Below are 25,850 nucleotides of genomic sequence, written 5' to 3'. Positions count from 1 at the left end.
TCCGGCCGGGCGTCAGTACCCCACCGGCACGGCGTCCTGGACCCAGGACCCGGCCTGGGTGAAGAGCCAGAGCGTCAGCACGGACATCACGACGAACATGACCGCGGCCGCGCCCAGGCAGTACCAGGAGTACCGGGTGAGGGTCTCGGCCTGCTCCGGCCGGCCGCGGTCGCGCATGTGGGCGGCGCGCACGGCGAACACGATGCCGACGGTCCCGAAGATCCAGTTGGCGCAGCACAGGAAGGTCAGGGCGTGCAGGATGAGCGCCATGGTGGAGCTGGACGCGCCACCGGTCCGCGGGGCGTCCGCGGGGGAGGCGGCGGCCCGCTCGGCCGGGGGGCCGTGGTCGTCGCGGGGGGACGCGGCACCGGGCGGCAGCTGGGGTTCGCTCATGGCGGCCGGGCGATCCTCTCTGGCCTCTCAGGCGTCGGGAGCGTCTGCAGCCTAGCCGCAGCGGCTCCCGGCGGGCCATGCGGGCGCCGCGCCCCCGGTGCCGCGTCCCCGACCGGGGTCAGCCGAAACGCACGTCGACCGAGCGCACCCCCCACAGCGGCGGGATCCACTGGGAGTCGTCACGGCCGCTCCCCACGGGGGTGCCGGTGCAGTCCGGGCCGGGGTGGAAGACGTAGTCGGCGGCGGGTTCGGAGTCGGCCAGGTTCACCATCCGCTTGTCGGGGAAGGTGTGGCAGCCGCCGCCCTCCAGGGTGGTGTGGCCCAGTCCCGGGCCCGAGTACAGGTCCAGGGTGCCGGGGCCGCCGTCCGCGGCCGCGGGGGCCGCGGTCGCCAGCAGCCCGGCCAGGGCGGCGGCCAGGGCCGCCGTTCGGCGTGCGCGCATGCTCTGCCTCTCGCTGTCGGTGGTGGTGGTGCCGCACCGGGGTGCGGGCGGCGGCCTCCATCTATACCTCTCGGAGGGCGACCGTGTGGCCACTTTCGGTCACCGAGTCGTGGATGCGGTGCCCATCCGCAATCCGATGGCCGGGACCGGGCGGCGCGGGCGTTCCGGGCGGTGCACCATGTGTCCATGAGCGAGCAGCCCGACCGCCTTGTGTTGGACTTCCTGTCGCGGGTGGGGGAGGCCGCCTACGGAGCGGTCCCCTCACGGCGGCGCGCCTCCTTCCTGGCCGACGTGCGCCGCCGGGTGGAGGAGGCCCGCCGCGCCTCGGGGGCCCGCACCGCCGAGGAGGTGCGGCGGGTCCTGGAGTCCTTCGGCGACCCGGACGACCTGGTGCGCGCCGAGCTCGACGCCGAGCGCGGCCCGGAGGACGGCGACGGAGAGGACGGGGACGGAGCCGACGGGGACGGAGCCGACGGCGGGGAGCGGGCCGATACCGGCCGCTCGGTCCTGCGCAAGCGCACACCGCCGCCGTGGCGGGGCGGGCCGGACCCCGGCTGGCTGGGCGCCCGGGGCGCGCGGGCGGTGTCGGTGCGTCCGGAGAGCGGCGGCCCCATCACCCCGACCACCCGGATCGCGGCGCAGGGGGACGGCGGGGACGCCGGCCGCCGCCTCCGGCGCTGGTCGGCCACTGCGGCGGCCTTCCGTGACCACCCCTCCGAGCTGCTGGTCCTGCTGCTGTACGCGGCCGGCGCCCTCGCGGCCGAGGCGGCGTTCCTGTGGATCATCGGCGGCGCGATGGTGGTGCTGAGCAAGGTCTGGACGCGCCGCGACAAGTGGGTCCTCGCGGGGGCGCCGCCGGCGGCCACCCTGGTGGCCATGGCGTTCTGGCCGGGGGAGGCGCCCTACATCGACCAGATCGTCCTGGAGTCGCTCACCTCGACCGGGGTGGTCGGGCTGCGGCTGGCCGCGGCGGCCTGCGCGGTGTACCTGGTGGTCCGGATCGCCGCGGTCGCGCCCGCCTCGGGTCATCGGCCGTTAAATCCTCCGGAATATCCTGCTTGACCAGGGGTTTTCGACGCGTTGCGGGCTCGCGGCGCGGGTAATCATGACGGTGCGCCACCGGGTTCGGCGCCGGTCACCGGCCGGGGGCGCAGGGGGATTGACGCCCGCCCCGGTCCCGCCGGGTCCCGTCCCGAAACTCCGCAACCAGCGGCGACGGGGGCGGTCGTCAAAGGAGAGGCCCGGAGATCCGCGTCCGGGCCTCTCGCATGCGCGGGGTGGCCGGTTACGGCCCTCGGGGTTTATCGGCATTTCGGGGAACATGTGGCCTTCGGCCCCTCGCTCGGCGTGTTCGTCGAGCATTAGCCTGGAAAGCCCCCTATGGAAAGATGGATCCGAGAGGCCGAGCGGACATTCGCCCCCATTCGCGGCGGATTCCCCGGCCTCGCCCCTTAGGGTCCGACGGCGAGAGCGTGAGGTCACACGTGCCCACCGGCAAGGTCAAGTGGTACGACGGCGACAAGGGATTCGGCTTCCTCACCCGTGACGACGGCGGCGAGGTCTTCGTGCACTCCTCGGCGCTGCCGACGGGGACCACGTCCCTGCGCTCCGGCCAGCGGGTGGAGTTCGGGGTGGTCGAAGGGCGCAAGGGCGCCCAGGCGCTGCAGGTCAAGCTGCTCGACGCGCCGCGCTCGGTGGCCAAGGCGATGCGCAAGAAGCCCGACGAGATGGTCGTCATCACCGAGGACCTCATCAAGCTCCTGGACGGCGTCTCCTCGACCTACCGCCGGGGCAAGCACCCCGACCGCAAGGAGGCGGCCAAGATCGCCCAAGTGCTGCGCGTGGTCGCCGACGACCTGGAGGCCTGAGCGAGCGCCGCGGTGTGGTCCCCGCCACAGATCGCCTGCGGGGGCGGCGGAGAATCCCCCGTACCTCCCCAATCCGACGTAACGGTCGTCTATCGAGTCGGTGTCGTGGACTCGGCGGTGGTTCCCATCGGCGAAGATGGGGAGTGTGAGCCCTAGCCGTCGTAACCCCGCACCAGACAAGGCATGCATCGAGGCGGTCGACCTCGCGCGGAGCGCCGCCGTCGAGATCTCCCGTCCGGAGTGGGTTGGCGATCACCTGTCCGCGCACGTGGAGGGCGACCGCCTGGTCACCCACCTGTTCGAGTGCCGCGACGCCGCCTACCCGGGTTGGCACTACGCCGTGACCGTCGTGCGCGCGGCGCGCGCCAAGGTCGTCACCGTCAACGAGGCGGTGCTGCTCCCGGGCCCCGAGGCGCTGCTGGCGCCGCAGTGGGTTCCGTGGAAGGAGCGGCTGCGCCCGGGCGACCTGGGCGTGGGCGACCTGCTGCCCACCTCCGCCGACGACGACCGGTTGGAGCCCGGCTTCGCCTACGCACCCGCCGACGCCCTGGAGGAGGAGGCCGACGACCGGACCGCCCCCTGGGAGATGGGGCTGGGCCGGCCGCGCGTGCTGTCCCGGGAGGGCCGCGACGCCGCCGCCGAGCGCTGGTACGAGGGTGAGGCCGGCCCGCGCAGCGCGATCGCCGCCGCCGCTCCGGCCACCTGTTCCACCTGCGGCTTCATGACCCCGCTCGCCGGCGGCCTGCGCCGGATGTTCGGCGTGTGCGCCAACGAGTACGCCCCCGACGACGGCCGGGTGGTCTCCTACGACCACGGCTGCGGGGCGCACTCCGAGGCCGTCCGGGAGGCGGTGCGCAGCGAGCCGTCCCCCGTGCCCGTCATCGACGAGCTCGGATACGACCACATCGTCTTCGACGACACCAGCGAGTTGGAACTGGTCTCCACCGAGGGCTGACCGGGCCGGACGGCACGGCCGAAAACCCCTCCGACGCCCCTCCCGCCGTCGCGTACGGTAGTCCCGCACCCACTCGGGAGGAGCCCCCATGGCCGCCAAGCAGACCGACCCGTTCGGCACCTCGGAGCTGCGGCGCCGTGTGCTCGACGGATGGGCGGCCGCGCCCGCGCGCTTCCGGGAGGACGCCAACGCCGAGGAGGACCACGCGCTCGGCGGGTACCGGGACCGCGCGGTCGTCGAGCTGGCCCAGAACGCCGCCGACGCCGCCGCGCGCGCGGGCGTTCCGGGACGCCTGCTGCTGCGCCTGAGCGGTGACGTGCTCACCGCCGCCAACACCGGCGCGCCGCTGACCGCCGACGGCGTGGAGTCGATGTCCACGCTGCGCGCCTCCGCCAAGAGGGACGGCGAGGGGCACGGGGCGGTGGGTCGGTTCGGCGTCGGATTCTCCGCCGTCGCGGCCCTGTCGGACGAGGTCACCGCCGCATCGGCGGACGGGGCGGTGCGCTGGTCGCGCGCGCTCGCCCGGGAGGAGGTGCGCGCCGGCCTCCTCGGGCCCGGGCGCGCCGACCCCGGCCTGGCCGAGGAGCTGGAGCGGCGCGGCGGCGACCTGCCGCTGCTGCGCCTGCCCTTCCCCGCCGACCCGGCCGCGGGCCAGGGGGCGGTGCCGGAGGGGTACACCACCGCCGTCACCCTGCTCCTGCGCGACGCCGACACCCGGCGGCGGGTCGCCGAGCTCCTGGAGGAGACCGGTGAGGCCCTGCTGCTGGCCCTGCCCGCGCTGAGTGGGGTGCGGGTGGAGATCGAGGGCCGCCCGGCCCGCGTGCTGAGCAGGCGCGCGGCCCCGGACACCGGGGACCGGGCTGAGGAGGACGCCGCGGACGGCGGTGCCGTCGACGTGGTGACCACCTCCGCCGAGGAGGGCGGCCCGGAGCGCACCACCCGCTGGCGCACCGTCACCCGCACCGGGCGCTTCGAGCCCGCCCTGCTGGCCGACCGCCCCACCGAGGAGCGCTCCCGCCTGGAGTGGACCCTCACCTGGGCCACCGCGGTCGGAGAGGACGGCTCGGCCGGCCTGCCCGACGGCGTTGCGCGCGTGGTGCACGCGCCCACCCCCGGCGATGCCGAGCTGGCCCTGCCCGCGCTGCTGATCGGCTCCTTCCCGCTGAGCCCCGACCGGCGGCGGATCGCCGAGGGCCCCGCGGCCGAGGCGCTGGTGGGCGAGGCCGCCGAGGCCTACGCCGACCTGCTGGCCCGGCTGGAGCCGCGCGCCGCGCTGGACCTGGTGCCGCTGCCCTCGCTGGGCCACGGGTCCTTCGACGGGCGCCTCCGCGCGGCGGCGGCCAAGCCGCTGCAGGAGGCGCCGTTCCTGCGCACCGTGCGCGGGCGCCCGGTGCGCCCGATCGACGCGGTGCTGGTCGAGCCCGGCCCGCAGGTCGCCGAGGTGCTCGCCGACGTGCTGCCCACCGCGCTGGGCGCCGGGGCCGACCCGGGCCACCCCGCCCTGGCGCAGCTGCGGGTGCGCTGGGTCGGCCCCGCCGAACTCGCCGACCTGCTGGGCGACCGGGAGGCCGAGCCGTCCTGGTGGGCGGGGCTGTACCGGGCGCTGCGCGCCTCGGCCGCCCGCGGCACCGACCTGGACGAGCTGGGGGCGCTGCCGGTGCCGCTGGCCGACGGCCGCCTGGTCCGCGGGCCGCGCGGGCTGCTGCTCCCGGTGGGGGAGTCCTTCGGGGCGGGCGTGCTGGATCCGGCGGTGCTGGCGCCGCTGGGGGTGCGGATCGTGCACCCGGAGGCCGCCGAGGAGCTGCTGGTGCGGCTCGGCGCGGTGGAGGCCGGTGCGCAGGCGGTGCTGGACGACCCGTCGGTGCGGGCCGCGGTCGGCGGCTCGCTGGACGCCGACGACCCCGAGGCGGTGAGCGGGCCCGTGCTGGCGCTGGTCGCGGCGGTCGGCCCGGGGAGCGGCCCGGACCGGGGACGGCCCTGGCTCGCGGAGCTGGCGCTCCGCGACGACGAGGGCGGGTACTCGGTCGCCGGGGAGCTGCTGCTGCCGGACAGCCCGCTGCGGGAGGTGCTCGCCGCCGACGCGCCGTTCGGGGTGGTCGCGCCGGACCTGGTGGAGCGGCACGGCCGCGCGGTGCTGGCGGCGGCGGGCTGCCTGGACGGCTTCGCGGTGCTGCGCGCCCACGACGTCACCCTGGGCGAGGCGCTGGAGGACTCCCTGGACGACCTGCCGGTGGACGGGCTGGAGGAGTGGGCCGAGGAGGCCGTGCGGCGCGCGGGCGAGGAGGACCTGCCGCCGACGGTGCCCGAGCTGACCGCCGTGGCCGACCTGGAGTTCGTGCGCTCGGACCGGTGGCAGCGCGCGCTGGAACTGATCGCCGGCTCGCCGGCGCGCCGTGCCGTCACCGAGCCCGCCCGGCTGCTGCTGGAGGGCGGGCGCGCCGCCGACGTCCCGTCCTACACCGCCTGGTGGCTGCGGACCGGCGCGCTCATCGGCGGCTCCCGGCCCGGCGACCTGCGTCTGCCCGGCGCCGACCCGGTGCTGGAGGGGCTGTACGAGCAGGCGCCGGAGGGGCTCGACACGGAGCTGGCCCGGGCGGTGGGCGTGCGCGCGTCCCTGGAGGAGCTGCTGGCCGACCCGGACGGCCCGGACGACCTGCTGGAGCGGCTGGCCGACCCGGAGCGGCACGTGGAGCACGCGGCGCTGCGCCGGATCTGGGCGGCGCTGGCCGGGGTGCCGGCCGAGCGCGTGGTGCCCCCGGAGCGGGTGCGGGCGGTCGACGGCGGTGCGATCGTGGTGGCCGACGCCGAGGACGCCCTGGTGGTGGACGCCCCCGACCTGCTGCCGCTGGCGCAGGGGCGGCCGCTGCTGCTCGCCCCGGCCGAGCAGGCCGAGGCGCTGGCGGACGTGCTCGACCTGTCGCTGCTCTCGGAGGCGGTCGAGGGCCGCGTGGAGTCCTCGGGCCGGGTGCGCCCGGTGCCCGACGAGGTCCTGCTCTTCGCCCCCGCCGGGGCGCTGACCTACGTGCACCACGACACGCTGACGGTGGACGGCGCGGAGACCGAGTGGCGCGTGGCCGACGGGGTGGTGCACGCGTCCACCCCCGACGGCCTGGCGCGGGCCCTGTGCTGGTCCGCGGGCACCTGGGCCCGGCGCCACCTGGTCGCCGCGGTCCTGCGGGACCCGGACCGCGCCCCGTTCCTCCTGGCCGAGGCCGACCTGGAGTAGGGCCGCGCCTACCGGGCGACCCGGAAGAAGCCCTCGGCGATCAGGGAGCGCAGCACGTCCGGGGCGTCCTTGCGGACCTGGGCCGCGTCCTGTTCGGTGAGCTGGGCGATGGCGTCCAGCAGCGGGCCGACGGGCATCGTCCCGTCGCACACCCCGGCCAGGGCCGCCTCCACCGTGCCGACCTGGGCGGCGCGGTGCAGCCCGTTCTCCTGGCGGAGCACGATGCGCTGCGGGTCCGGCGCCCCCGGCACCCCGATGCGCTCCTCCACGACGCCGGGCGCCAGGGCCACGTGCGCCGAGAGCAGCGCCGCGTCGGTGAGGCGGTGGGCGGTCATCGCCCCGTCCACCACGCCGGGCAGGTACGGGCCGACCGGCTGCTCGATCTCGTGGCGCAGCTCCTCCACCCGCACCGCCGCGTCCTGGGCGCCGTCGTTGCGCAGGCAGATCCAGCCGAAGCCGACCCCCTTGACGCCCTCGCGCTCGAAGTAGTCCAGCCAGGCGTCGTAGCGGCGGGTGTACTCGGGGCCGCCGTGCTCGCAGGAGTCGCGCAGCCACAGCTCCACGTACTCGGCGGGGTCCTGCACGTCGCGCTGGACCACCCAGCCCGAGCAGCCCGTCCCGGCGACCCAGCCGCCGACCCGGTCGCGCCAGTCCTCCCCCTCCACGTGCAGCCAGTTGCCCAGGAGCTGGCACCAGCCCCCGTCGGTCAGGTGCTCGGGGGCGCGGCGCACCAGCTCGGCGCAGAGCGCGTCCCCGCCCATGTCGGACTCGCGGTAGGTGTAGCGGGCCGGCTCGGGCGTGATGACGAAGGGCGGGTTGGAGACGATCAGCCCGAAGCGCTCGCCTTCGACGGGCTCGTACAGCGACCCCCGCCGCATGGCCGCGTTGTCCACGCCCGACAGGGCGCAGCTGATCTCGGCCAGGTGCAGCGCACGGGGGTTGAGGTCGGTGCCGACCACCTCGCCGGCGCGGGAGGAGAGGTGGAGCGCCTGGACGCCGCACCCGGTCCCCAGGTCCAGCGCACGCTCGAACGGGCCGTCCACGATGAGCTTGGAGAGGGTGGAGGAGGCGCCGCCCGCGCCCACCACGTGGTCGGGGCGGGGCACGCCCTGTCCGGGGCGGACCGTCGGGTCGCTGACGACATAGCCGGGACGGCCGTCCTCCAGTTCCCACGGCCCCAGGTGGACCCGCGCGCGCACCTCGCCGCCTGCGGCCGAGAGCAGGCCGTGCTCGGCGAGTTCGTCGACCGGGAGCAGGGCGCGCGCGGCCTTGTCGGCGATGGGCTCCTGGAGCCACCACAGGCGCAGCAGCAGTCCCAGGCCCTCTTCGCCGCCGGTGGCGCGCAGCGCGGGCACCAGCTGCTCGCGGGCCAGGGCCCGGGCGGCGGTGCCGCCGAGCCGGTCGCGCACACCGGAGACGGTGTAGTCGGCGTCGATCAGGATGCGCCGGAGCCGGTCGGCGAGCCGGCGCGGGAAGGGGCGGAGCGATTCAGGCACGGGGCCCATTATCGGTCGCCTCAGAGCCGCTCGCACGTTCCCCGTCGCGGCGGCGCTCGGCGGCCTCCCGCCTGCCCAGCAGGAAGGGGACGTAGAAGAAGCCGAACACCCCCAGGGCGATGCCCGCGGCGCAGACCCAGATCCACCACCGCTCGCCGTCCGCGAGGCCCTCGCCGCGGACGAGCAGCACGACGAGCGCGACCGTCCAGGCCAGCGTGCCCAGCGCGGTCGGGACGCGGTAGTCGCTCTCCATGACCTCGGGGTCCGGGCGTCGGGGTGTGCGCACGCCTCCAGGCTAGGACACCGGGGAAGGGGGCCGGGCGCCCGGCGGCCGCCGGGCGGCCCCGCCCGGGAAGGGGAGAGACGGGTCACAGCGGCGGTTCCCGAACCCGTGCCGCTGCGGCGGGCTTGGAGATTCCTATGAATCTCGCTCGCCTGAGATGTCCGCATTCGTGTGAATATGCAACTAATCTGATTCCGTCAGGCAACCCAGGAGCCATCCCCGACATGCCAAGGTCGAGCGAGTGAACGCACCACCACCCCCGGCGCCCTCCGCCGCAGACAGCCCCACCGCCCCGAGCGGCCTCCGCGGCCGCATCGACCGCTACTTCGAGGTCAGCGCGCGCGGGTCCACCTTCGCCCGGGAGATCCGCGGCGGACTGGCCACCTTCTTCGCGATGGCCTACATCATCGTGCTCAACCCGCTGATCATCGGGACCGCGCCCGACGCGGCCGGCGACGAGCTGGGCATCGCCCGGGTCGCCGCCACCACCGCGCTGGTCGGCGGCGTGATCTCCATCCTCATGGGCGTGGTCAGCCGCTACCCGTTCGCGGTGGCCGCCGGCATGGGGCTGAACGTGATCGTCGCCTACTCGCTCGCCCCCCAGATGACCTGGGCCGACGCCATGGGCCTGGTGGTGCTGGAAGGCATCGTGCTGCTGGTGCTGGTGCTCACCGGCTTCCGCACCGCCGTCTTCCGCGCCATCCCCGCCGGGCTGAAGACGGCGATCGCGGTCGGCGTGGGCATGTTCCTGGCCTTCGTCGGCTTCGTGAACGCCGGGTTCATCACCCGCGTGCCCGACGCCGCGAACAGCACCGTCCCGGTGCAGCTGGGCGACGGCGCGCTCTCCGGCTGGCCGATCGCGGTGTTCGTGCTGGGCCTGGCGCTGACCATCGCCCTGATGGTGCGCCGGGTCAAGGGCGCCATGCTCATCGGGATCGCCGTGGCGACCGCGGTGGCGATCGTCGTGGAGACCACCGCCCGGCCCGAGGGGTGGTCGCTGACCGCGCCCGCGGTGCCGTCCTCGCTCGGCGACGTGCTCTCGGTGCCCGACTTCAGCCTGGTGGGGCAGTTCAACCTGTTCGGCGGCTTCGCCGATGTCGGCGCGGTGCTGGTGATCCTGCTCGTCTTCACCCTGCTGCTGGCCGACTTCTTCGACACCATGGGCACCATGGTCGGCGTCGGCGGGCAGGCCGGGATGCTCGACGAGGACGGCAACGTCCCGCGCGCCCGCGAGGTGCTCGTGGTGGACGCGCTGGGCACGGTCGCCGGCGGCGGCGCCTCGGCCTCGGTCAACACCGTCTTCGCCGAGTCCTCGGCGGGCGTGGGCGAGGGAGCCCGGACCGGCATCGCCCCGGTCGTGACCGGCCTGCTGTTCCTGGCCGCCACGCTGTTCGCCCCGCTGGTGGAGCTGGTGCCCTTCGAGGCCGCCACCCCGGTGCTCATCATCGTCGGCTTCATGATGATGACCCAGGTCACCAAGATCGACTTCTCCGACCTGGGGATCGGCGTCCCGGCGTTCCTCACCATCGCGACGATGCCCTTCACCTACTCGATCACCAACGGCATCGGGTTCGGGTTCATCGCCTACACCTTCATCCGCACGGTGCAGGGGCGCGTGCGAGAGGTGCACCCGCTGCTGTGGGTGGTCTCCGCGGCCTTCCTGGTCTTCTTCTGCCTGGGGCCGATCGAGGCGCTGCTCGGGCTGTAGGGCCGGTGGCGGGGCGCCGTGGGGGTAGGGTGCCCTGTCCGCCCGAAGGGAAGACACGGGCGCGCGATTTCGTTAGCAAGAGTAATGAGTCCCGCTGATGACGAACCCCGACCCCTCCGAGCGGATGGACGATCAGACACCCGGCCTGGAGGCCGACCTGCGCGTGGCCGTGGGGCGGCTGGCCCGGCGGCTGCGGGCGCAGCGCCCGGACACCTCGCTGTCCCTCGGACAGGGGGCCGTCCTGTTCGCGCTCGCCCGGCAGGGCCGGATGACCCCGCGGGCCCTGGCCGACCACGAGAAGGTCCAGCCGCCGTCGATGACCCGGATCATCAGCGCGCTGGAGGAGCGCGGCCTGGTGCGCCGGGAACCGCACCCCCAGGACCGGCGCCAGCAGCTGGTGGACCTGACGGACCAGGGCCGCGCCCTGGTCCGTCAGGACACGCGGCGCCGGGAGGAGTGGCTGGCCCGGAGGCTGGGCGAGCTGGAGCCCCACGAGAGACAGGTGCTGCGGGAGGCGGCGGAGATCCTGGACCGGCTGAGCCGGAGTTAGCCGGACGCCGCGGGCCGGCGATGTTCCGATCCCTGGCGGTGCGCAACTACCGGCTCTTCGCGGCCGGCCAGGTCGTCTCCAACACCGGCACCTGGATGCAGCGCATCGCCCAGGACTGGCTGGTGCTCCAGCTCAGCGGCGGCAGCGGCATCGCCCTGGGCGTCACCACCGCCCTGCAGTTCCTGCCCATGCTGCTGCTGGGCCTGTGGGGCGGGACCGTGGTCGACCGGGCGGGCAAGCGGCGGCTGCTCATCGCCACCCAGGCCGCCATGGGCGTGCTCGCCCTGGGGCTGGGTGTGCTCGCCACCGCCGGGGCGGCCCAGGTCTGGCACGTCTACGTCTTCGCCCTGGGGCTCGGACTGATCACCGTGCTGGACAACCCGGCCCGGCAGACCTTCGTGGTGGAGATGGTGGGCAAGCGCGACCTGCCCAACGCCATCGCCCTGAACAGTGCCAGCTTCCAGCTGGGGCGCGTGGTCGGCCCGGCCGTGGCAGGGGTGCTCATCGCCGCCGTCGGCAGCGGCCCGGTCTTCCTCATCAACGCGCTCTCCTTCCTGGCCGTGCTCACCGGGCTGTGGATGATGCGCCCGTCGGAGCTGGAGACCACCGAACCCGCCCCCCGCTCCAAGGGCCAGACCCGGGAGGGGCTGCGCTACGTGGCCGGGCGCCCGGACCTGGTGCTGCTGCTGGTGATGACCGCCTTCCTGCAGATGTTCGGGTCGAACGTGCAGAACCAGATCGCGCTGATGACCAACAACGTCTTCGCCGCGGGGGCGGCCGCGTTCGGCGTCTCCGCGGCGGCGCTCGCGGTGGGCGCGCTGGCCGGGGCACTGCTGTCGGCCCGGCGGGAGCGGCCGCGGCTGCGCACCGTGCTGGTCGGCGCGTTCCTCTTCGGCGCCACGGAGGTGGTGGCCGCGCTGGCGCCCGGCTATGCCTGGTTCACGCTCGCGCTGCTGCCGATGGGGATCGCCTTCCTCACCTTCACCGCCACCCAGAACGCGTTCTTCCAGCTCAGCGTCGACCCTCAGCTGCGCGGGCGGGTGATGAGCATGTACATGCTGGTCTTCCTCGGCATGGCCCCCATCGGCGCGCCCATCGTGGGGGTGCTGGCCGACACGCTCGGCCCGCGGGTCAGCCTGGCGACCGGCGGCGCCGTCACCCTGGTGGTCACCGCCGTGGTCGGGGTGCTTCTGGCCCGCCGCCTGAAGGCCCGCGTGCGGCTGAGCGGCCGGAGCCCGTTCGTCGCGGTCACCCGCGCCCCCGTGGGGCCCACGGCTGACAGGGTGGCGACATGCGCCTGTTCATCGCGGTGACCCCTCCGGAGCACGTGCTGGACGCGGCCGAAGAGGCCGTCCGCGAGGCCCTGGGCGAGCATCCCGACCCGGGACTGCGGTGGACGCGGCGCGAGGACCGGCACATCACCCTGCTGTTCCTCGGGGAGACCGCCCCCGGACGGCTGCCCGCCCTGGAGCAGGCCTTCACCGACGAGCTGGCCCGCCACGGCCCCGAACGGGTCGCGCTGCGCGGGGCCGGGACCTTCCCCGGGGACGACTCCGCCGCGACCGTGCTGTGGGCGGGCGTGCAGGGCGAGCACACCGCCTCCCCGCTCGCCGGGCCCGCCGCCGGCCTGCGCCGGGCGGCCCGCACGGGCGGGGTGCGGGTCGAGCGCCGCCCCTTCGTGCCGCATCTCACCCTGGCCCGCAGCCGCCGCCCCGCGCACCTGTCGGCGCTGCGGACCGCCCTGGGCGCCCTGGCCACGCCGTTCTGGGAGGCCGGCGAGGTGCACCTGGTGGAGAGCCGCCCCCGGGACCGCGGGCGCCGGTACCGGACCGCCGCGACCTGGGCGCTAGGCTGATGAGTGCCATGAGCATGCTGACCAACAACAGAAAGCAGCGCTGGCTGCTGCCGACGATCCTCGCGGCGATCATGCTGATCGTCGTCATCGGCGCGCTCGTGAGCTGACCCGCTCCGCCGCCGCCTGCACCAGCGCCGCGTTGCCGGCCGCCTCCCCGCCGTCCGGTCCCCGCAGCGTGTCCTCCAGCCCGATGCGCACGTCGTGCCCGGCCGCGGCCGCCGCCTCCAGCACGGGCCAGGCCGCCTCCCCGACCCCGTGCAGCAGGCGCGGCAGGCCGATCCCCGCCCGGTCCAGCACCGCCTCGATGCGCTCGGCCTCGGCCAGCGCCCGGTCCGGGTCGGTGTCCTGCGGCGCCACCAGCACCCGGCCGAACTCCGCGGCCATCCCGATCGCCGCCAGCAGCCGGGCCGCGTCGACGTCCGCCACCCCGGCCTCCACCCGCACCCTGCGGTCCACCAGCATCCGCGCCACCTCCACCGCGCCCGGCTCGTGCAGGTTCACCGTCGCCGAGTCCGGCAGCGAGCCCCAGCGCTGCACCAGGTCGTAGCGGCGCCAGGGGTCCGGTTCGGCGCTCAGCGCGGTGGTCACGCTCACCGGCACGCCCGGCACGGCGGCGTGCAGCCGCTCCAGCATCGGGGACAGCACCTGCGGCTCCAGGGCCCCGCCCCCGGAGCCGTCCCTGGGGTGGACGTGCACCTCGTCGGCCCCGGCGGCCACCGCGGCCGCGGCGTCCAGGGCGATCTGCTCGGCCGAGACCGGCAGCGCCGGGTGCGCGCCGGGCCTGCGGTCGCCGTTCAGGCAGGCGATGATCCTCATGGGGGCCTTCCTCTCCGGCGGAGGCGACGGTGGTACGCGGAACATGCCCGCAACCGGACCCGTCCTCACCCGGGGTGCTCACGGGATGCGCCGCGGCGGTGATGGCAGGATGGCGGCATGCACCACCGCGCCGCCGCCGCGGCCTGCGCCCTGCTCACCGCGGCGGCCGGGGCCGCCGCCGTCCCCGCCGCCCCGCCCGCGGCGGCCGAGCCGTCCCCCGACCCGTCCGCAGTGCCGGGGGGTGCGCAGGTCCGCTTCCGGATCCAGGACCCCCGCATCGCCGAGTCCAGCGGGCTCGCCGCCTCGGCCGCCCACGAGGACGTGTACTGGACGCACAACGACAGCGGGGACTACGCGCCCGAGGTCTTCGCCGTGGACGGCCAGGGCAGCACACAGGCCGTCCTGACCCTGACCGGGGAGGGCGTGGAGCTGCGCGACTGGGAGGCGGTGGCGGTCTCCGAGGGCCCGGACGGGCGGTCCGCCGTGCACATCGGCGACATCGGCGACAACTTCGAGGGCGGATGGCCCAGCATCCGGGTCTACCGCTTCCCCGAGCCCGGGGACCTGGCCGACGCGACCGTCGAGGCCGAGGTGTTCACCTTCACCTACGCCGACGGCGGCCGCAACGCCGAGGGCATGATGATCGACCCGCGCGACGGCCGCCTGTACGTGGTGAGCAAGGAGGTCGCCGGAGGACTGTACGCCGCCCCGGAGGAGCTCGACCCCGACGGCACCAACAGCTTGGAGCGCGTGGACTCGGCGCCGCTGTACGCCACCGACGCGGCCTTCGCCCCGGACGGGTCGCACTATGCCATCCGCACCTACTGGGGCGTGACGTTCTACGACGCCTCAGAGGGCGTGCCGGGAAAGAGCGTGGGGCGGATCGGGCTCCCCGAGTCCGAACAGGGCGAGTCGCTGACCTTCACGCCCGGCGGGGAGTCGGTCCTGGTCGGGACCGAAGGCCTGGAGAGCCCCGTCTGGGAGGTGCCCGTGCCCGGCCACATGCGCGGCGCGGGCGGACCGAGCGCCGACGATGCCGAGAGCTCCCCGTCCGGGGACGCGTCCTCGGAGGCCGACGGCGCCACCGCCGACACGACCCCCGGAGCGCTGACGTTCATCCTCAGCGGCGCCGGCGTGGCCGCCGCGGTCATCGCCGGAATCGTCCTCCTGGTCCGCAGAACCTGAACACGCGGCTCAGCCCTGGTCGGCGTGGATCTCGCGGGCCAGGAAGGCGTGCCGGGAGAAGTCGGTGAACACCCCGTCCACGCCCGCGGCGAAGAACGCCGCGTACTCGGCGGCGAAGGAGCCGTAGTCGCGCTCGGAGCCCTCCGAGCGCAGGTCCGCCGGGAGGAAGTGGTTCTCACTACGGAAGGTGTAGGGGTGCACCAGCAGCCCGGCCTCGTGCGCGGCCTCCACCAGGCCGGTCGGCTCCCCGAGCGAGCCGTCCTCCTCTCGGGCCACCACCATGTTCTTCTCCGGGCCGATGGCGTGCGCGAAGGACGCCGCCTCGGCCAGGCCGGCCTCGTCGGTGTAGGCCCGCCAGGGCTCGGCGTCCTCCATGAGGAAGACCAGCGGGACCTCCAGTTCGGCGAGCTTCTTCAGGCTGCCGCTCTCGAAGGACTGCAGGAAGACCGGGACCTCCGGCTCCGGGCCGGCCAGGCCGTGCGCGCGCAGCGCCTCGCCCAGCGGCGGCTCCAGCTCCAGGCCGGCGGCCTCGTGGTAGGCCGGGCTCTTGGTCTCGGGGTAGATCCCGATCGGCCGGCCCAGCTCCGCGGTGAGCTCCTTGGCCAGCGCGATGATCTCCTCCAGTGTGGGGACGGCGAACTCGCCGTCGTAGGAGGCGTTCTCCGGCCGCACGCCGGGGATGCGCTCGGTGGCGCGCAGCGTCTTGAGCTCGGCCAGGGAGAAGTCCTGCACGAACCAGCCGGTGTGCTCGGCCCCGTCCACCGTGCGGGTGGTGCGCCGGTCGGCGAACTCGGGGCGGTCCGCCACGTCGGTGGTGCCGCCGATCTCCGGCTCGTGCCGGGCCACCAGCACCCCGTCGGCGGTGGCCACCAGGTCCGTCTCGATGAAGTCGCCGCCGTGCCGCGCCCCCAGCCGGTAGGAGGCCAGGGTGTGCTCGGGCCGGTGCCCCGGCGCGCCGCGGTGGGAGACGATCAGCGTGTCGGGCTGCCGCTTGTTCCTGCGCACTGGGCGATCCACTCCCGGCCTGGGGCTTGTCAGGGAAACGAAGGGGGCCGGCCCCGGACGGGCCGACCCCCATGTCTACCGGGTCCGCAGAGCCTAGGCCAACTCGCCGACCACGTGCTCGATGCAGGAGGTCAGCGCCTGCACGTCGGCCGGCTCCACCGCCGGGAACATGCCGATGCGCAGCTGGTTGCGGCCGAGCTTGCGGTAGGGCTCGGTGTCCACGACGCCGTTGGCCCGCAGCGCCGCGGCGACCTCGGCGGCGTCCACCGACTCGTCGAAGTCGATGGTGCCCACCACCTGCGAGCGCTGCGCCGGGTCGGTGACGAACGGGCTGGTGTAGGAGGTCTTCTCCGCCCAGGTGTAGAGGGCCTGGGAGGACTCGGCGGTGCGGGAGACCGCCCAGTCCAGCCCGCCCCGGGCGTTGATCCACTCGATCTGCTCGGCGAAGAGCAGCAGCGTGCCCACCGCGGGGGTGTTGTAGGTCTGGTCCTTGCGGGAGTTGTCGATCGCGGTGGTGAGCGAGAGGAACGTCGGGATGTAGCGCCCCGAGTCGGCGATCGCGGCGGCGCGCTCCAGCGCCTTGGGGGACATGATCGCGACCCACAGCCCGCCGTCGGCGGCGAAGCACTTCTGCGGGGCGAAGTAGTAGACGTCGGTCTGGGCGATGTCGACCGGCAGGCCGCCGGCGCCGCTGGTGGCGTCGACCAGCACCAGGGAGTCGGCGTCGGCGCCGTCCGGGCGGCGGATCGGGGCGGCCACGCCGGTGGAGGTCTCGTTGTGGGTGAGCGCGTAGGCGTCCACGCCCTCCTCGGCGCGGGCCTCGCCGTGCGTGCCGGGGTCGGTGGTGATGACGGTGGGCTCGCCCAGCCAGGGGGCGCCCTGGGCGACCTTGGCGAACTTCGAGGAGAACTCCCCGAAGTTCAGGTGCTGGGAGCGCTCGCGGATCAGGCCGTGCGCGGCGATGTCCCAGAACGCGGTGGTGCCGCCGTTGCCGACCACCACCTCGTACCCCTCGGGCAGGGAGAACAGCGACGCCAGTCCGCTCCGCACCCGCCCGACGAGCGACTTGACCGGCTTCTGCCGGTGCGAAGTGCCGAAGTAGGCGGATCCGGAATCGGCGAGGGCCTTCAGTTGCTCGGGGCGGACCTTCGAGGGGCCGCACCCGAATCGTCCGTCTGTGGGCAGCAGGTTCGCGGGGATCTGAATGTCGCTCACCCGGGTCATGGTAGTGGGCGGGCCGATCGCGCCGCAGGTGAGGGGTGTCCCTCGGGAAATCCGCGCTCTGACCGGCGGATGTGATCAGACCCCCTGGGCGAGCGCCGCCTCCGCGCCCGCGACGTCCTCCAGCGGGCGCGGAGGCGGCCCGGTGTACTCCGCGCTCGGCCGCACCAGCCGGCCGGTGAGGCGCTGCTCCAGGATGTGCGCCGACCACCCGGCGACCCGGGCGGCGGTGAACATCGGGGTGAACAGGTCGGCGGGGACCCGGGCGACGTCGAGCACGACCGCCGCCCAGTACTCCACGTTGGTGGCCAGCACCCGGTCCGGCTTGCGCTCGGCCAGTTCGGCCAGGGCCGCCTCCTCCAGCGCAGCCGCCGCCTCGTAGCGGGCCGCGCCCAGCTCGCGGGCGGTGCGCCGGAGCACCCGGGCGCGCGGGTCCTCGGCCCGGTAGACCCGGTGCCCGAACCCCATCAGCCGGTCGCCGCGGTCCAGGGCCCGGCGCACGTAGGTGCGGGCGTCGCCGACCCGCTCGGTCTCGTCCAGCATGTGCAGCACCCGGGCCGGGGCGCCGCCGTGCAGGGGCCCCGACATCGCCCCCACCGCCCCGGACACCGCCGCGGCCACGTCGGCCCCGGTGGAGGCGATCACCCGGGCGGTGAAGGTGGAGGCGTTCATCCCGTGCTCGGCCGCCGAGGTCCAGTAGGCGTCCACCGCCCGCACGTGGTCGGGGTCGGGGTCGCCGCGCAGCCGGATCATGAACCGCTCCACCGCGGTGGCGCCCTCGGCCACGCGCGCGTCGGGGACCCGGGTGCGCTCGCCCGAGCCGGCGCGGGCGGCGTCGGCGATCACCGACAGAGCCGTGGCGCCCACCCGCGCCACGTCCTCGCGCGCCTGGGCCGGGTCGGTGTCCAGAAGCGGCCGCAGCCCCATCGCGGGGGCGAAGGCGGCCAGGCCGGCCTGCACGTCCACCCGCACGTCGCCGGTGTCCACCGGCGGGGGCAGCGGGTCGGCCGAGGGCAGGCCCGGGTCCAGGGCGTCGTCGACCAGCAGCCCCCAGACGCGGCCGTAGGTCACCCGCCCCACGAGCTGTTCGATGTCGACCCCGCGGTAGCGCAGGGCCCCGCCGTCCTTGTCCGGCTCGGCGATCTCGGTCCGGAAGGCCGTGACTCCTTCGAGTCCGGGCGTGAACTCGGGCATGGCGCCATCCTTTGCGCTCGACGGGCGAACCGTGGAGGATGCACGATCGTGAACCATTGTGACCCTGCTGAACTGCGCGAACCCTATTCCGGTGAACCGCTGGGCCGCTCCGGTCTGCCGGGACGTCCGATGGACCTGTTCGACCTGTGGTTCTCTCAGGCCGCGGAGGCCGGACTGGCCGAGCCCAACGCGATGGTGCTGAGCACGATCGACCCCGGCGGGGCGCCGCGCTCGCGCACCGTGCTGCTGAAAGGGTTCGACGCGTCGGGGCTGCGCTTCTTCACCAACCGCCGCTCGCGCAAGGCGCGCGCGCTGGAGCGGGAGCCGCGCGCGGCCCTGCTCTTCCCCTGGCACGCGATCCGTCGCCAGGTGTCCTTCATGGGGCGCGTGGAACCGCTCGGGGACGCGGAGAACGACGTCTACTTCCGTTCGCGTCCCCGGGGGTCCCAGATCGGTGCGTGGGCGAGTGCGCATCAGTCCTCCCCTGTCAGCGACCGTTCCCTGCTGGAAGAGCGGTATGCCCATTGGGCGGCGGTTTGGGAGGATGAGGAGGAGGTGCCGCGCCCCGACTACTGGGGCGGCTACCGGCTCGTCCCCGAAGAGGCCGAGTTCTGGCAGGGAGGGACCGACCGCATGCACGACCGGTTCCGCTACCTTCGCACCGGCCAGGGTCAGGACGGCCGCTGGAGCATCGACCGGCTCTCGCCGTGAGGGCGCCGAGGCCCGGAACCGGTTCCTTTCCGGACGCTATGATGGAGGCCATCGGCAGGCAGTTCGACTCCGCTCGGTGCGGGGAATCCGTCGCCGCCGAACGGTGTTGAGAGTCCTGCGGCGGCCGGCTCTCAACGGCCGACCGAGGGGAGGAGAGCGTTGACCGCACACGGGCTCATCGACACCACGGAGATGTACCTGCGTACCATCTTCGAACTGGAAGAGGAGGGCATCGTCCCGCTCCGCGCGCGCATCGCGGAGCGTCTGCACCAGAGCGGCCCCACCGTGAGCCAGACGGTGGCGCGCATGGAGCGCGACGGCCTCCTGCGCGTGGAGAACGACCGGCACCTGGTGATGACGGACGAGGGCCGCCGGCTGGCCATGCACGTCATGCGCAAGCACCGCCTGGCCGAGCGCCTCCTTGTCGACGTGATCGGCCTGGCCTGGGAGGACGTGCACGTGGAGGCGTGCCGCTGGGAGCACGTCATCTCCGAGGCGGTCGAGGAGCGCCTGGTCGGCCTGCTCAACGCCCCGTCGGTGTGCCCGCACGGCAACCCCATCCCGGGCCTGGACGAGCTGGGCCTGGCCGATTACGCGCCCGAGCCCTTCTCCGACGAGTCCATCGCCCCCATGACCGAGATCGCCAACGGGGCCGAGACCAGCGTCACCGTCCGCCGGATCAGCGAGCACCTGCAGACCGACACCGAGGTCATGCGGGAGTTGAAGGACGCCGGGGTGCGCCCCGGCGGCGAGGTCCGCCTGACCGCCACCGAGGACGGCGTGCGGGTGCTCCCCGCGCCCGGCGACGGCACCGCCAGTGAGCTGTCACGGGAGGTCGCCGGCCACGTCTTCGTCGCCAAGCACTGACCGTGCCCCCGCGCGGCGACCGGGGCGCCCCTGTCCCCGAAATGTCGCGTTGCTCTGCGGATTTTCGCCCTGTGGGGCTATGCTCGGGCGAAAGCGGGGGCGATCCGGAGGACGCGCGGGTCGGCATGGTGCGGATCCTTGACGGCAAGGTGGCGGCTGAATGAAGCGGTGGGGGGAAGCCTTTTACGACGACAGCGCGATCACCGGGGAGACGGTCGTCGAGCAGGCGCAGATCGCCGTCATCGTGGCCGACCGCTTCAGCCACCTGCGCTACTGGAACGGCTATGCCCGCCGGCTGTTCGGATTCACCGGCCGCGCCGACCCGATCGGCTCCTCCCTGCTCGACATCGGGGTGCACGAGGCCGACCGCGAGCGCGCCTCGCAGCTCGCCCGTCAGGTGCTGCGCGGGCAGACCTGGGAGGGCACCTTCGCCGTGGTGCGCGCCGACGCCGCCTGGATGCACGTACGCGCCCAGGCGGTGCCGATGTGCGACGCCGACGGCGCCGTCGAGGGCATGGCGATCTTCGCCTACGAGGCGATGCGCAGCGGCCGTGTGGAGGAGCAGTACGGGCTGCTGGAGCGGATCGGCGCCCGGCTGGCCGGGTCGCTGCAGTTCGACAGCGCGCTGAAGGCCGTCGCCGAGACCCTCGTCCCCCAGTTCGCCGACCACTGCTTCATCGACCTCTACGACCACGACCGGCTGGTGCGCCGGGTCTCGGTGCACGCCGAGGGCTGGTCCCCTCCCCCCGGCACCTGGCCCGACGTCGGGCAGGAGGTGCGCTATGCCGAGCGGCACTTCGCCGCCCGGGCCATGCGCCGTCTGGAGACGGTGGCCGTCGGGGACCTGCGCCACCCGCCCGGGATGGTGGACGAGCGCTCGGCCCGGGTCGCCGACCAGGTGGGGGTGGCCTCGGCGGTGGCGGCGCCGCTGCGCGCCCGCGGTGAGCTGCTGGGCGTGCTCACCCTGGCGCTGTCCCGGCTCACCCCCCGGGACAAGGCCGCCTACGACGGCTTCGACTGCGACCTGGTGGGGGCCCTCGCCTCCCGGGTGGCGCTGGCCATCGACAACGCCCGGCTCTTCGAGGAGGAGCGCAGCACCGCGCTGGCCTTCCAGAACAGCCTGCTGCCCGCCTCCTTCCCGCCCTTCGACGGGCTCTCCATCGCCCACCGCTACGTACCGGCCAAGCCGCTGGAGGCGCACGGGCACGGCATCCAGACCCAGGTCGGCGGGGACTTCTACGACGTGGTGCCGCTGTCGGCGGGCCGGGTGGGCATCGTCGTGGGCGACGTGGAGGGGCGCGGCCCGCACGCCGCGGCGGTGATGGGCCAGCTGCGCGCCGCGCTGCGCGCCTTCGCCCAGGCCGACCGCGAGCCCGCGGACATCCTGCGCGAGCTGGACGAGTGGGTGCGCAGACTGGGCCGCCCGGACGGCCGGGGCGGCACCTGGGTGCCCAGCGTCAGCTGCCTGTACATGGTCTACGACGCCTGGTCGCGCCGGCTGTCCTACGCCAACGCCGGCCACCAGTCGCCGCTGCTCATCGCCGCGGGCGAGGTCGGCGAGCTGGCGCTGGAGGTCACCGACTCGCTGCTGGGCGGCAAGGCCCGCGGCGTCCCCTACGACGAGGCCGTCTACCACCAGGCCGACGTGACCCTGCCGCCCGGTGCGGCGCTGCTGCTCTACACCGACGGGCTGGTCGACCGCCGCCCGGTGGGCGGGCAGGCCGACCCCCGCCGCTCCCTGGAGCGGCTGCGCGACCGGGTGCGCCGGGTGGCCGACCGGGACGTGGAGCGGATCGCCGACACCGCGCTGGCCGCGGTCCCCGGGGAGAGCGACGACGACGCGGCGCTGCTGGTGGTGCGCACCCACCCCGAGGAGCTGGCGCTGCGCGAGGAGCGGTACCGGGCCGAGGCGCCCACCGTGGCCCAGGCGCGGCACCTGGCCGCCTCCACCTTCGCCGAATGGGGCATGGACGCGGGCCAGGCCGAGCTGGCCTGCCTGCTGGTCTCCGAGATCGTCACCAACGTGGTCATCCACGCCGCCCCGCACCCGGTGCGCCGCGAGTTCACCTCCGGAGGGGTGCGCGACTCCTCCTCGGTGGAGGCGGCCGCGCCGGGCGGGGGCGGCGCCGACGGGGCGGTCGAGGACTTCTCCGAGGACTGGTCGGACCTGCTGGAGGAGCTGGCCGAGGAGGAGCCCGAGGAGCCGGAGAGCACCTTCTGGCTGCGCCTGCGGCGCGGCGCCGCCTCGGTGTGGGTGGAGGTCTTCGACAACGACCTGCGCCTGCCCCGGATCCGCAGCGCGGGCGCCGACGACGAGGGCGGCCGCGGGCTCTACCTCGTCGACCAGCTCGCCTCCCGCTGGGGCTCGCGCCCCACGCCGACCGGCAAGGCGGTCTGGTTCGAGATCCCGATGAAGGCCGAGTAGGCGCCCCCGCTCAGCGCCAGGACCAGGCCCACAGCAGCAGGACCAGGAACACGAAGAACAGCACGATCCCCCCGGTGGTCCAGGGGATGTGCATCCTGGGGCGCAGCCTGCGCACCCCGATCACCAGGAGGAGGACGAGAAGGCCGAGGACGATCAGGCCGTCCCATGCACCGGTCATGCCGCCGATCCCTTCCCTAGGGGGGTGGTGCGCACCGGGGGCGGTCGGCCCCCGGCGGCGCCCCCGGAGTCACAGGCCCAGCGACCGGCCCACGATCTCCTTCATGATCTCGGTCGTGCCGCCGAAGATCGACTGGATCCGGGCGTCCTGCCAGGCCTTCGCCACGGGGTATTCCATCATGTACCCGTACCCGCCGTGCAGCTGCAGGCACCGGTCCATCACCTTGTTGGCCAACTCCGAGCACCACCACTTGGCCTTGGCGGCGTCCTCCACGGTCAGCTCGCCCCGGTTGAGCAGGGTGATCGCGCGGTCCACGTAGGTGCGGGCCAGGTCCACCTCGGTGGCCAGCTCGGCCAGCAGGAACCGGGTGTTCTGGAAGCGCGAGATGGGCCGCCCGAAGGCGGTGCGCTCCTTGCAGTACGCGATGGTGGCGGCCAGCATCTGCTCGGCCCCGGCGGTGGAGGCCACCGCGATGGACAGCCGCTCCTGGGGCAGGCGCTCCATGAGGTGGACGAAGCCCTGGCCCTCCTCGCCGAGCAGGTTGGCGGCGGGCACCCGCACGTCGGTGAAGCTCAGCTCGGCGGTGTCCTGGGCCTTGAGCCCGATCTTGTCGAGGTTGCGGCCGCGCTCGAAGCCGGGCATGCCGCGCTCGACGGCCAGCAGCGAGATGCCGTGCGCCCCGGCGTCGGGGTCGGTGCGGGCCACCACCACGACCAGGTCGGCGTTGATGCCGTTGGTGATGAACGTCTTCTGGCCGTTGAGCACGTAGTCGTCGCCGTCGCGGACCGCGGTGGTGCGCACGCCCTGCAGGTCGCTGCCGGCGCCCGGCTCGGTCATGGCGATCGCGGTGATCAGCTCGCCGCTGCTGAACCCGGGCAGCCAGCGCCGCCTCTGCTCCTCGGTGGTCAGCTCCACCAGGTAGGGGGCCATCACGTCGTTCTGCAGGGTGAAGCCCAGGCCGCTGGCGTGGGCGCGGCAGATCTCCTCGGAGACGACCGCGTTGAAGCGGTAGTCCTTCACCCCGCTGCCGCCGTACTCCTCGGGCACTCCCAGGCCGAGCAGCCCCACCTTGCCCGCGGCGGTCCACACCTCGCGGGGGACGATGCCGTCCTTCTCCCACCGGTCGTGGTGCGGGACCACCTCTCGGGCCAGGAATGCGGCGACCGACTCGCGGAAGAGGTCGTGCTCCTCCTCGAAGATCTCCCTCTGCATGGGCGTGCTCCTCCTCAGGGCGGTGGCCGGATGGCACCACGGTAACCGAATCAGATTCGGTTTTACAGCGCCGGGTCCGGCCCAAGGCACCGTAAAGTCCGGCGGGGCGGCGGAGCGGCAGCGTGCGCCACCGGTGCCGCCGTCCCAGCCTTGGGGGCATGGGCAGGCACGAGGCTCCGTCGCGCACCCGCGGCCGCCAGGGCGAGGGCGCGCCCCGGCTGGCCGTCATCCTGGCGGCCCTGCTGCTGGCGGTGGCGCTGGCCGCGCTCGACCAGACGATCGTCGCCACCGCCCTGCCGGTGATCGCCTCGGAGCTGGGCGGGCTGAGCCACATCTCCTGGATGGTCACCGCCTACCTGCTGGCGGTCACCGCCACCACGCCGCTCTGGGGCAAGCTGGGCGACCTGCTGGGGCGCAAATGGGTGCTGATCACCTGCCTGGGGGTGTTCCTGCTCGGCTCGGCGCTGTGCGGCACCGCGCAGACCTTCGTGCAGCTCGTGCTCTTCCGCGCGGTGCAGGGCATCGGCGGGGGCGGGCTGATGGTGCTGGCCCAGTCGGTCATCGGCGACGTGGTCCCGCCGCGCCGCCGCGGCCGCTACATGGGGTTCTTCGGCGCGGTGTTCGGGGTGACCAGCGTGGCCGGGCCGCTCATCGGCGGGTTCATCGTGGACCACCTGTCGTGGCGGTGGGTGTTCTACGTCAACCTCCCGCTGGCGGCGGTGGCGCTGGTCGCCCTGGTGGCGGCGCTGCCCCGGGGCGGCGGGCGGCCCACGGTCCGGGTGGACTACGCCGGCATCGCCCTGGTCGCCCTCGTGGCGGTCTGCCTGGTGCTGGTGACCTCCTGGGGCGGGACCACCTACGACTGGACCTCGTGGCCGATCCTGGCGCTGGTCGCGGCGGCGCTGGCGGGCGGCACCGCCTGGTGGTTCAGCGCCCGCCGCGCCGCCGACCCGGTGCTGCCGCTGGGGCTGTTCCGCAGCCCGGTGGTGGTCGTCGGCGGGCTGGTGAGCTTCGCGGTCGGCTTCGCGATGCTGGGCGCGATGACCTACCTGCCGCTGTTCCTGCAGATCGTGCACGGCTACACGCCCACCGAGTCGGGCCTGCACCTGCTGCCGATGGTGGCGGGGATGCTCCTGTGCTCGATCGGCAGCGGGCAGCTGGTCACCCGCACCGGGCACTACAAGATCTACCCGGTGGTGGGCACCGCGCTGGTCGCGGCGGCGCTGTACCTGCTGTCGACCCTGCGCCCGGACACCCCCTTCGGGGTGATGGCCGCCTACCTGTTCCTGCTCGGCGCCGGCCTGGGGCTGACCATGCAGGTGGTGGTGCTGGCGGTGCAGAACGCCGCCGCCCAGCGCGACCTGGGCGCGGCCACCTCGGCGGCCACCTTCTTCCGGTCCATCGGCGGCTCCTTCGGCGCGGCGGCGTTCGGCGCGGTGTTCGCCTCCCAGCTCGGCGGGAACATCGCCGAGCGGCTGCGGGGCGTGCCGGTCCCGCCGGGGTTCGACGCCTCGGTGCTGGAGTCCGACCCGCAGCGGCTCCGGGAGGCCCCGGCGGCCGTGCGCGATGCGGTGCTGGCGGCCTACGCCGACTCGGTGGACACAGTCTTCCTGTACGCGGTCCCGGTGGCGGCGGCCGCGTTCGTGCTGGCGCTGTTCCTGCGCCAGGTGCCGCTGCGCACCACCCTGGAGCCGCCCGAACTGGACGAGGCGCTGGCCCCGGTGCGCGCCGAGGGGCCCGACCGGGGCGTGCTCGGGGCGGCCGAGCGGGCGGTCTACCGGGCCTGCGGGGTGGAAGGGGCGCGCGCCATGTACGCCCGGCTGGCCGAGGCCGCCCACCTGGACCTGTCGCCGGGGTCCTGCTGGGTGCTGACCCACCTGGCCGAGACCGGGCCGATGGCGCCCGGCGAGCTGGAGGAGCTGTCGGGCGGGGAGGCGTCCCCGGCGCGGGGCCTGCGCGACGAGCTGGAGACGGCGGGCCTGGTGGAGGCGGGGGAGGACGCGGAGGCCTGGCGCCTCACCGGGCGCGGCCGGGACGCCGCCCGCCGCCTGTTCGACGCCCAGGAGGAGGCGCTGCGCGCGCTGGTGCGCGGCTTCGGCCCGGACGCCGACCCGGAACTGGCGGCCGAACTGCACCGGCTGGCCCGCAGCACGCTCGGCGACGAGGAGGACGCCGGCCTCGCCGGTCAGGAACCCGACCGCCGGCCGCTGTAGGGCCCTGCGGGCCGCGACGGCGACCCCGGTGGTGGGCGCGGAGAGGG

23 protein-coding genes are annotated in these 25,850 nt (G+C 74.6%); 13 read left to right on the top strand and 10 right to left on the bottom strand.

What is annotated here, in order from left to right; translation table 11 throughout:
• Window positions 1-12 precede the first annotated feature (12 nt).
• Both C892_RS0104035 and C892_RS0104030 read right to left on the bottom strand, forming a co-directional pair.
• Entirely contained in the window at window positions 13-393 is a 381-nt protein-coding gene (locus tag C892_RS0104035; protein WP_017556175.1) for a CD225/dispanin family protein, read from the bottom strand.
• Window positions 394-511: 118 nt separating this feature from the next.
• Window positions 512-835, bottom strand: coding sequence for a hypothetical protein (locus tag C892_RS0104030; protein ID WP_017538678.1), 324 nt, complete (start codon window positions 833-835; stop codon window positions 512-514).
• Between the two features lie 186 nt (window positions 836-1,021).
• Between C892_RS0104030 and C892_RS0104025 the strand changes: the two genes are divergently transcribed.
• From C892_RS0104025 to C892_RS0104010, 4 genes are all read left to right on the top strand, one after another.
• Window positions 1,022-1,897, top strand: coding sequence for a hypothetical protein (locus tag C892_RS0104025; RefSeq protein WP_026124127.1), 876 nt, complete (start codon window positions 1,022-1,024; stop codon window positions 1,895-1,897).
• 422 nt (window positions 1,898-2,319) lie between these two features.
• Window positions 2,320-2,703, top strand: a complete 384-nt coding sequence (locus tag C892_RS32540; protein ID WP_017556174.1) for a cold-shock protein — start codon at window positions 2,320-2,322, stop codon at window positions 2,701-2,703.
• Between the two features lie 136 nt (window positions 2,704-2,839).
• Window positions 2,840-3,658, top strand: a complete 819-nt coding sequence (locus C892_RS0104015; RefSeq protein WP_193374740.1) for a DUF3027 domain-containing protein — start codon at window positions 2,840-2,842, stop codon at window positions 3,656-3,658.
• Window positions 3,659-3,746: 88 nt separating this feature from the next.
• Entirely contained in the window at window positions 3,747-6,884 is a 3,138-nt protein-coding gene (locus tag C892_RS0104010; protein WP_017556172.1) for a sacsin N-terminal ATP-binding-like domain-containing protein, read from the top strand.
• An 8-nt stretch (window positions 6,885-6,892) separates the two neighbouring features.
• On the opposite strand, the gene C892_RS0104005 is transcribed toward C892_RS0104010, so the two are convergent.
• Entirely contained in the window at window positions 6,893-8,389 is a 1,497-nt protein-coding gene (locus C892_RS0104005; RefSeq protein WP_017556171.1) for a DUF7059 domain-containing protein, read from the bottom strand.
• Window positions 8,373-8,633 (bottom strand): DUF2530 domain-containing protein, encoded by a 261-nt coding sequence (locus C892_RS0104000; RefSeq protein ID WP_017556170.1) that lies wholly within the window; start codon window positions 8,631-8,633, stop codon window positions 8,373-8,375. Before C892_RS0104000 ends, C892_RS0104005 begins: the two co-directional genes overlap by 17 nt.
• Before the next feature lie 271 nt (window positions 8,634-8,904).
• On the opposite strand from C892_RS0104000, the gene C892_RS0103995 reads away from it, so the two are divergent.
• The 4 genes from C892_RS0103995 to thpR all read left to right on the top strand — a co-directional run bounded on the left by C892_RS0103995 (window position 8,905) and on the right by thpR (window position 12,776).
• Window positions 8,905-10,371: an NCS2 family permease gene (locus C892_RS0103995; RefSeq protein ID WP_017556169.1), complete on the top strand. Its 1,467-nt coding sequence runs from the start codon at window positions 8,905-8,907 to the stop codon at window positions 10,369-10,371.
• A gap of 97 nt (window positions 10,372-10,468) precedes the next feature.
• Window positions 10,469-10,921 (top strand): MarR family winged helix-turn-helix transcriptional regulator, encoded by a 453-nt coding sequence (locus C892_RS0103990; RefSeq protein WP_017538686.1) that lies wholly within the window; start codon window positions 10,469-10,471, stop codon window positions 10,919-10,921.
• Between the two features lie 20 nt (window positions 10,922-10,941).
• A complete protein-coding gene (locus tag C892_RS0103985; RefSeq protein ID WP_017556168.1) occupies window positions 10,942-12,234 on the top strand; it encodes an MFS transporter in 1,293 nt (430 codons plus the stop codon).
• Window positions 12,213-12,776, top strand: a complete 564-nt coding sequence (thpR, locus tag C892_RS0103980; protein ID WP_017556167.1) for an RNA 2',3'-cyclic phosphodiesterase — start codon at window positions 12,213-12,215, stop codon at window positions 12,774-12,776. Before C892_RS0103985 ends, thpR begins: the two co-directional genes overlap by 22 nt.
• Window positions 12,777-12,860: 84 nt before the next feature.
• On the opposite strand, the gene C892_RS0103970 is transcribed toward thpR, so the two are convergent.
• The gene (locus C892_RS0103970; RefSeq protein WP_017556166.1) at window positions 12,861-13,592 is read right to left on the bottom strand and encodes a 3-keto-5-aminohexanoate cleavage protein; all 732 of its coding nucleotides are present in this window, start codon (window positions 13,590-13,592) and stop codon (window positions 12,861-12,863) included.
• A gap of 117 nt (window positions 13,593-13,709) precedes the next feature.
• Here C892_RS0103970 and C892_RS0103965 point away from each other — a divergent pair, with 117 nt between their 5' ends.
• Window positions 13,710-14,777, top strand: a complete 1,068-nt coding sequence (locus C892_RS0103965) for a YjiK family protein (RefSeq protein ID WP_017556165.1) — start codon at window positions 13,710-13,712, stop codon at window positions 14,775-14,777.
• Window positions 14,778-14,786: 9 nt separating this feature from the next.
• On the opposite strand, the gene C892_RS0103960 is transcribed toward C892_RS0103965, so the two are convergent.
• From C892_RS0103960 to C892_RS0103950, 3 genes are all read right to left on the bottom strand, one after another.
• Entirely contained in the window at window positions 14,787-15,782 is a 996-nt protein-coding gene (locus C892_RS0103960) for a glycerophosphodiester phosphodiesterase family protein (RefSeq protein WP_017556164.1), read from the bottom strand.
• Between the two features lie 93 nt (window positions 15,783-15,875).
• The gene (gene serC / locus C892_RS0103955; protein ID WP_017556163.1) at window positions 15,876-17,006 is read right to left on the bottom strand and encodes a phosphoserine transaminase; all 1,131 of its coding nucleotides are present in this window, start codon (window positions 17,004-17,006) and stop codon (window positions 15,876-15,878) included.
• A 75-nt stretch (window positions 17,007-17,081) separates the two neighbouring features.
• A complete protein-coding gene (locus C892_RS0103950; RefSeq protein WP_017538694.1) occupies window positions 17,082-18,197 on the bottom strand; it encodes a citrate synthase 2 in 1,116 nt (371 codons plus the stop codon).
• A gap of 48 nt (window positions 18,198-18,245) precedes the next feature.
• Between C892_RS0103950 and pdxH the strand changes: the two genes are divergently transcribed.
• From pdxH to C892_RS0103935, 3 genes are all read left to right on the top strand, one after another.
• A complete protein-coding gene (gene pdxH, locus C892_RS0103945; RefSeq protein ID WP_026124126.1) occupies window positions 18,246-18,908 on the top strand; it encodes a pyridoxamine 5'-phosphate oxidase in 663 nt (220 codons plus the stop codon).
• A gap of 159 nt (window positions 18,909-19,067) precedes the next feature.
• On the top strand, window positions 19,068-19,775 hold the full coding sequence (locus C892_RS0103940; protein WP_017538696.1) for an iron-dependent transcriptional repressor DtxR: 708 nt from the start codon (window positions 19,068-19,070) through the stop codon (window positions 19,773-19,775).
• Window positions 19,776-19,935: 160 nt separating this feature from the next.
• Window positions 19,936-22,200 (top strand): ATP-binding SpoIIE family protein phosphatase, encoded by a 2,265-nt coding sequence (locus C892_RS0103935; protein WP_017556161.1) that lies wholly within the window; start codon window positions 19,936-19,938, stop codon window positions 22,198-22,200.
• A 10-nt stretch (window positions 22,201-22,210) separates the two neighbouring features.
• On the opposite strand, the gene C892_RS31720 is transcribed toward C892_RS0103935, so the two are convergent.
• A complete protein-coding gene (locus C892_RS31720; protein ID WP_017538698.1) occupies window positions 22,211-22,378 on the bottom strand; it encodes a hypothetical protein in 168 nt (55 codons plus the stop codon).
• Between the two features lie 69 nt (window positions 22,379-22,447).
• Window positions 22,448-23,590, bottom strand: coding sequence for an acyl-CoA dehydrogenase family protein (locus C892_RS0103925; RefSeq protein WP_017538699.1), 1,143 nt, complete (start codon window positions 23,588-23,590; stop codon window positions 22,448-22,450).
• Window positions 23,591-23,748: 158 nt separating this feature from the next.
• Between C892_RS0103925 and C892_RS0103920 the strand changes: the two genes are divergently transcribed.
• A complete protein-coding gene (locus tag C892_RS0103920) occupies window positions 23,749-25,803 on the top strand; it encodes an MFS transporter (RefSeq protein WP_017556160.1) in 2,055 nt (684 codons plus the stop codon).
• Window positions 25,804-25,850: the final 47 nt, after the last annotated feature.

The sequence above is a fragment of the Nocardiopsis baichengensis YIM 90130 genome (assembly GCF_000341205.1).
In the GTDB taxonomy this organism is placed as follows: Bacteria; Actinomycetota; Actinomycetes; order Streptosporangiales; family Streptosporangiaceae; genus Nocardiopsis_A; species Nocardiopsis_A halophila.
This window is presented reverse-complemented; position numbering and strand designations above follow the sequence as displayed.

Bases quoted from the DNA above. Each gene is read 5' to 3' on its own strand.
- C892_RS0104035 (WP_017556175.1), bottom strand. From the start codon at position 393: ATGAGCGAACCCCAGCTGCCGCCCGGTGCCGCGTCCCCCCGCGACGAC.
- C892_RS0104030 (WP_017538678.1), bottom strand. From the start codon at position 835: ATGCGCGCACGCCGAACGGCGGCCCTGGCCGCCGCCCTGGCCGGGCTG.
- C892_RS0104025 (WP_026124127.1), top strand. From the start codon at position 1,022: ATGAGCGAGCAGCCCGACCGCCTTGTGTTGGACTTCCTGTCGCGGGTG.
- C892_RS0104015 (WP_193374740.1), top strand. From the start codon at position 2,840: ATGGGGAGTGTGAGCCCTAGCCGTCGTAACCCCGCACCAGACAAGGCA.
- C892_RS0104010 (WP_017556172.1), top strand. From the start codon at position 3,747: ATGGCCGCCAAGCAGACCGACCCGTTCGGCACCTCGGAGCTGCGGCGC.
- C892_RS0104005 (WP_017556171.1), bottom strand. From the start codon at position 8,389: ATGGGCCCCGTGCCTGAATCGCTCCGCCCCTTCCCGCGCCGGCTCGCC.
- C892_RS0104000 (WP_017556170.1), bottom strand. From the start codon at position 8,633: ATGGAGAGCGACTACCGCGTCCCGACCGCGCTGGGCACGCTGGCCTGG.
- C892_RS0103990 (WP_017538686.1), top strand. From the start codon at position 10,469: ATGACGAACCCCGACCCCTCCGAGCGGATGGACGATCAGACACCCGGC.
- C892_RS0103985 (WP_017556168.1), top strand. From the start codon at position 10,942: ATGTTCCGATCCCTGGCGGTGCGCAACTACCGGCTCTTCGCGGCCGGC.
- thpR (WP_017556167.1), top strand. From the start codon at position 12,213: ATGCGCCTGTTCATCGCGGTGACCCCTCCGGAGCACGTGCTGGACGCG.
- C892_RS0103970 (WP_017556166.1), bottom strand. From the start codon at position 13,592: ATGAGGATCATCGCCTGCCTGAACGGCGACCGCAGGCCCGGCGCGCAC.
- C892_RS0103965 (WP_017556165.1), top strand. From the start codon at position 13,710: ATGCACCACCGCGCCGCCGCCGCGGCCTGCGCCCTGCTCACCGCGGCG.
- serC (WP_017556163.1), bottom strand. From the start codon at position 17,006: ATGACCCGGGTGAGCGACATTCAGATCCCCGCGAACCTGCTGCCCACA.
- C892_RS0103950 (WP_017538694.1), bottom strand. From the start codon at position 18,197: ATGCCCGAGTTCACGCCCGGACTCGAAGGAGTCACGGCCTTCCGGACC.
- C892_RS0103935 (WP_017556161.1), top strand. From the start codon at position 19,936: ATGAAGCGGTGGGGGGAAGCCTTTTACGACGACAGCGCGATCACCGGG.
- C892_RS31720 (WP_017538698.1), bottom strand. From the start codon at position 22,378: ATGACCGGTGCATGGGACGGCCTGATCGTCCTCGGCCTTCTCGTCCTC.
- C892_RS0103925 (WP_017538699.1), bottom strand. From the start codon at position 23,590: ATGCAGAGGGAGATCTTCGAGGAGGAGCACGACCTCTTCCGCGAGTCG.
- C892_RS0103920 (WP_017556160.1), top strand. From the start codon at position 23,749: ATGGGCAGGCACGAGGCTCCGTCGCGCACCCGCGGCCGCCAGGGCGAG.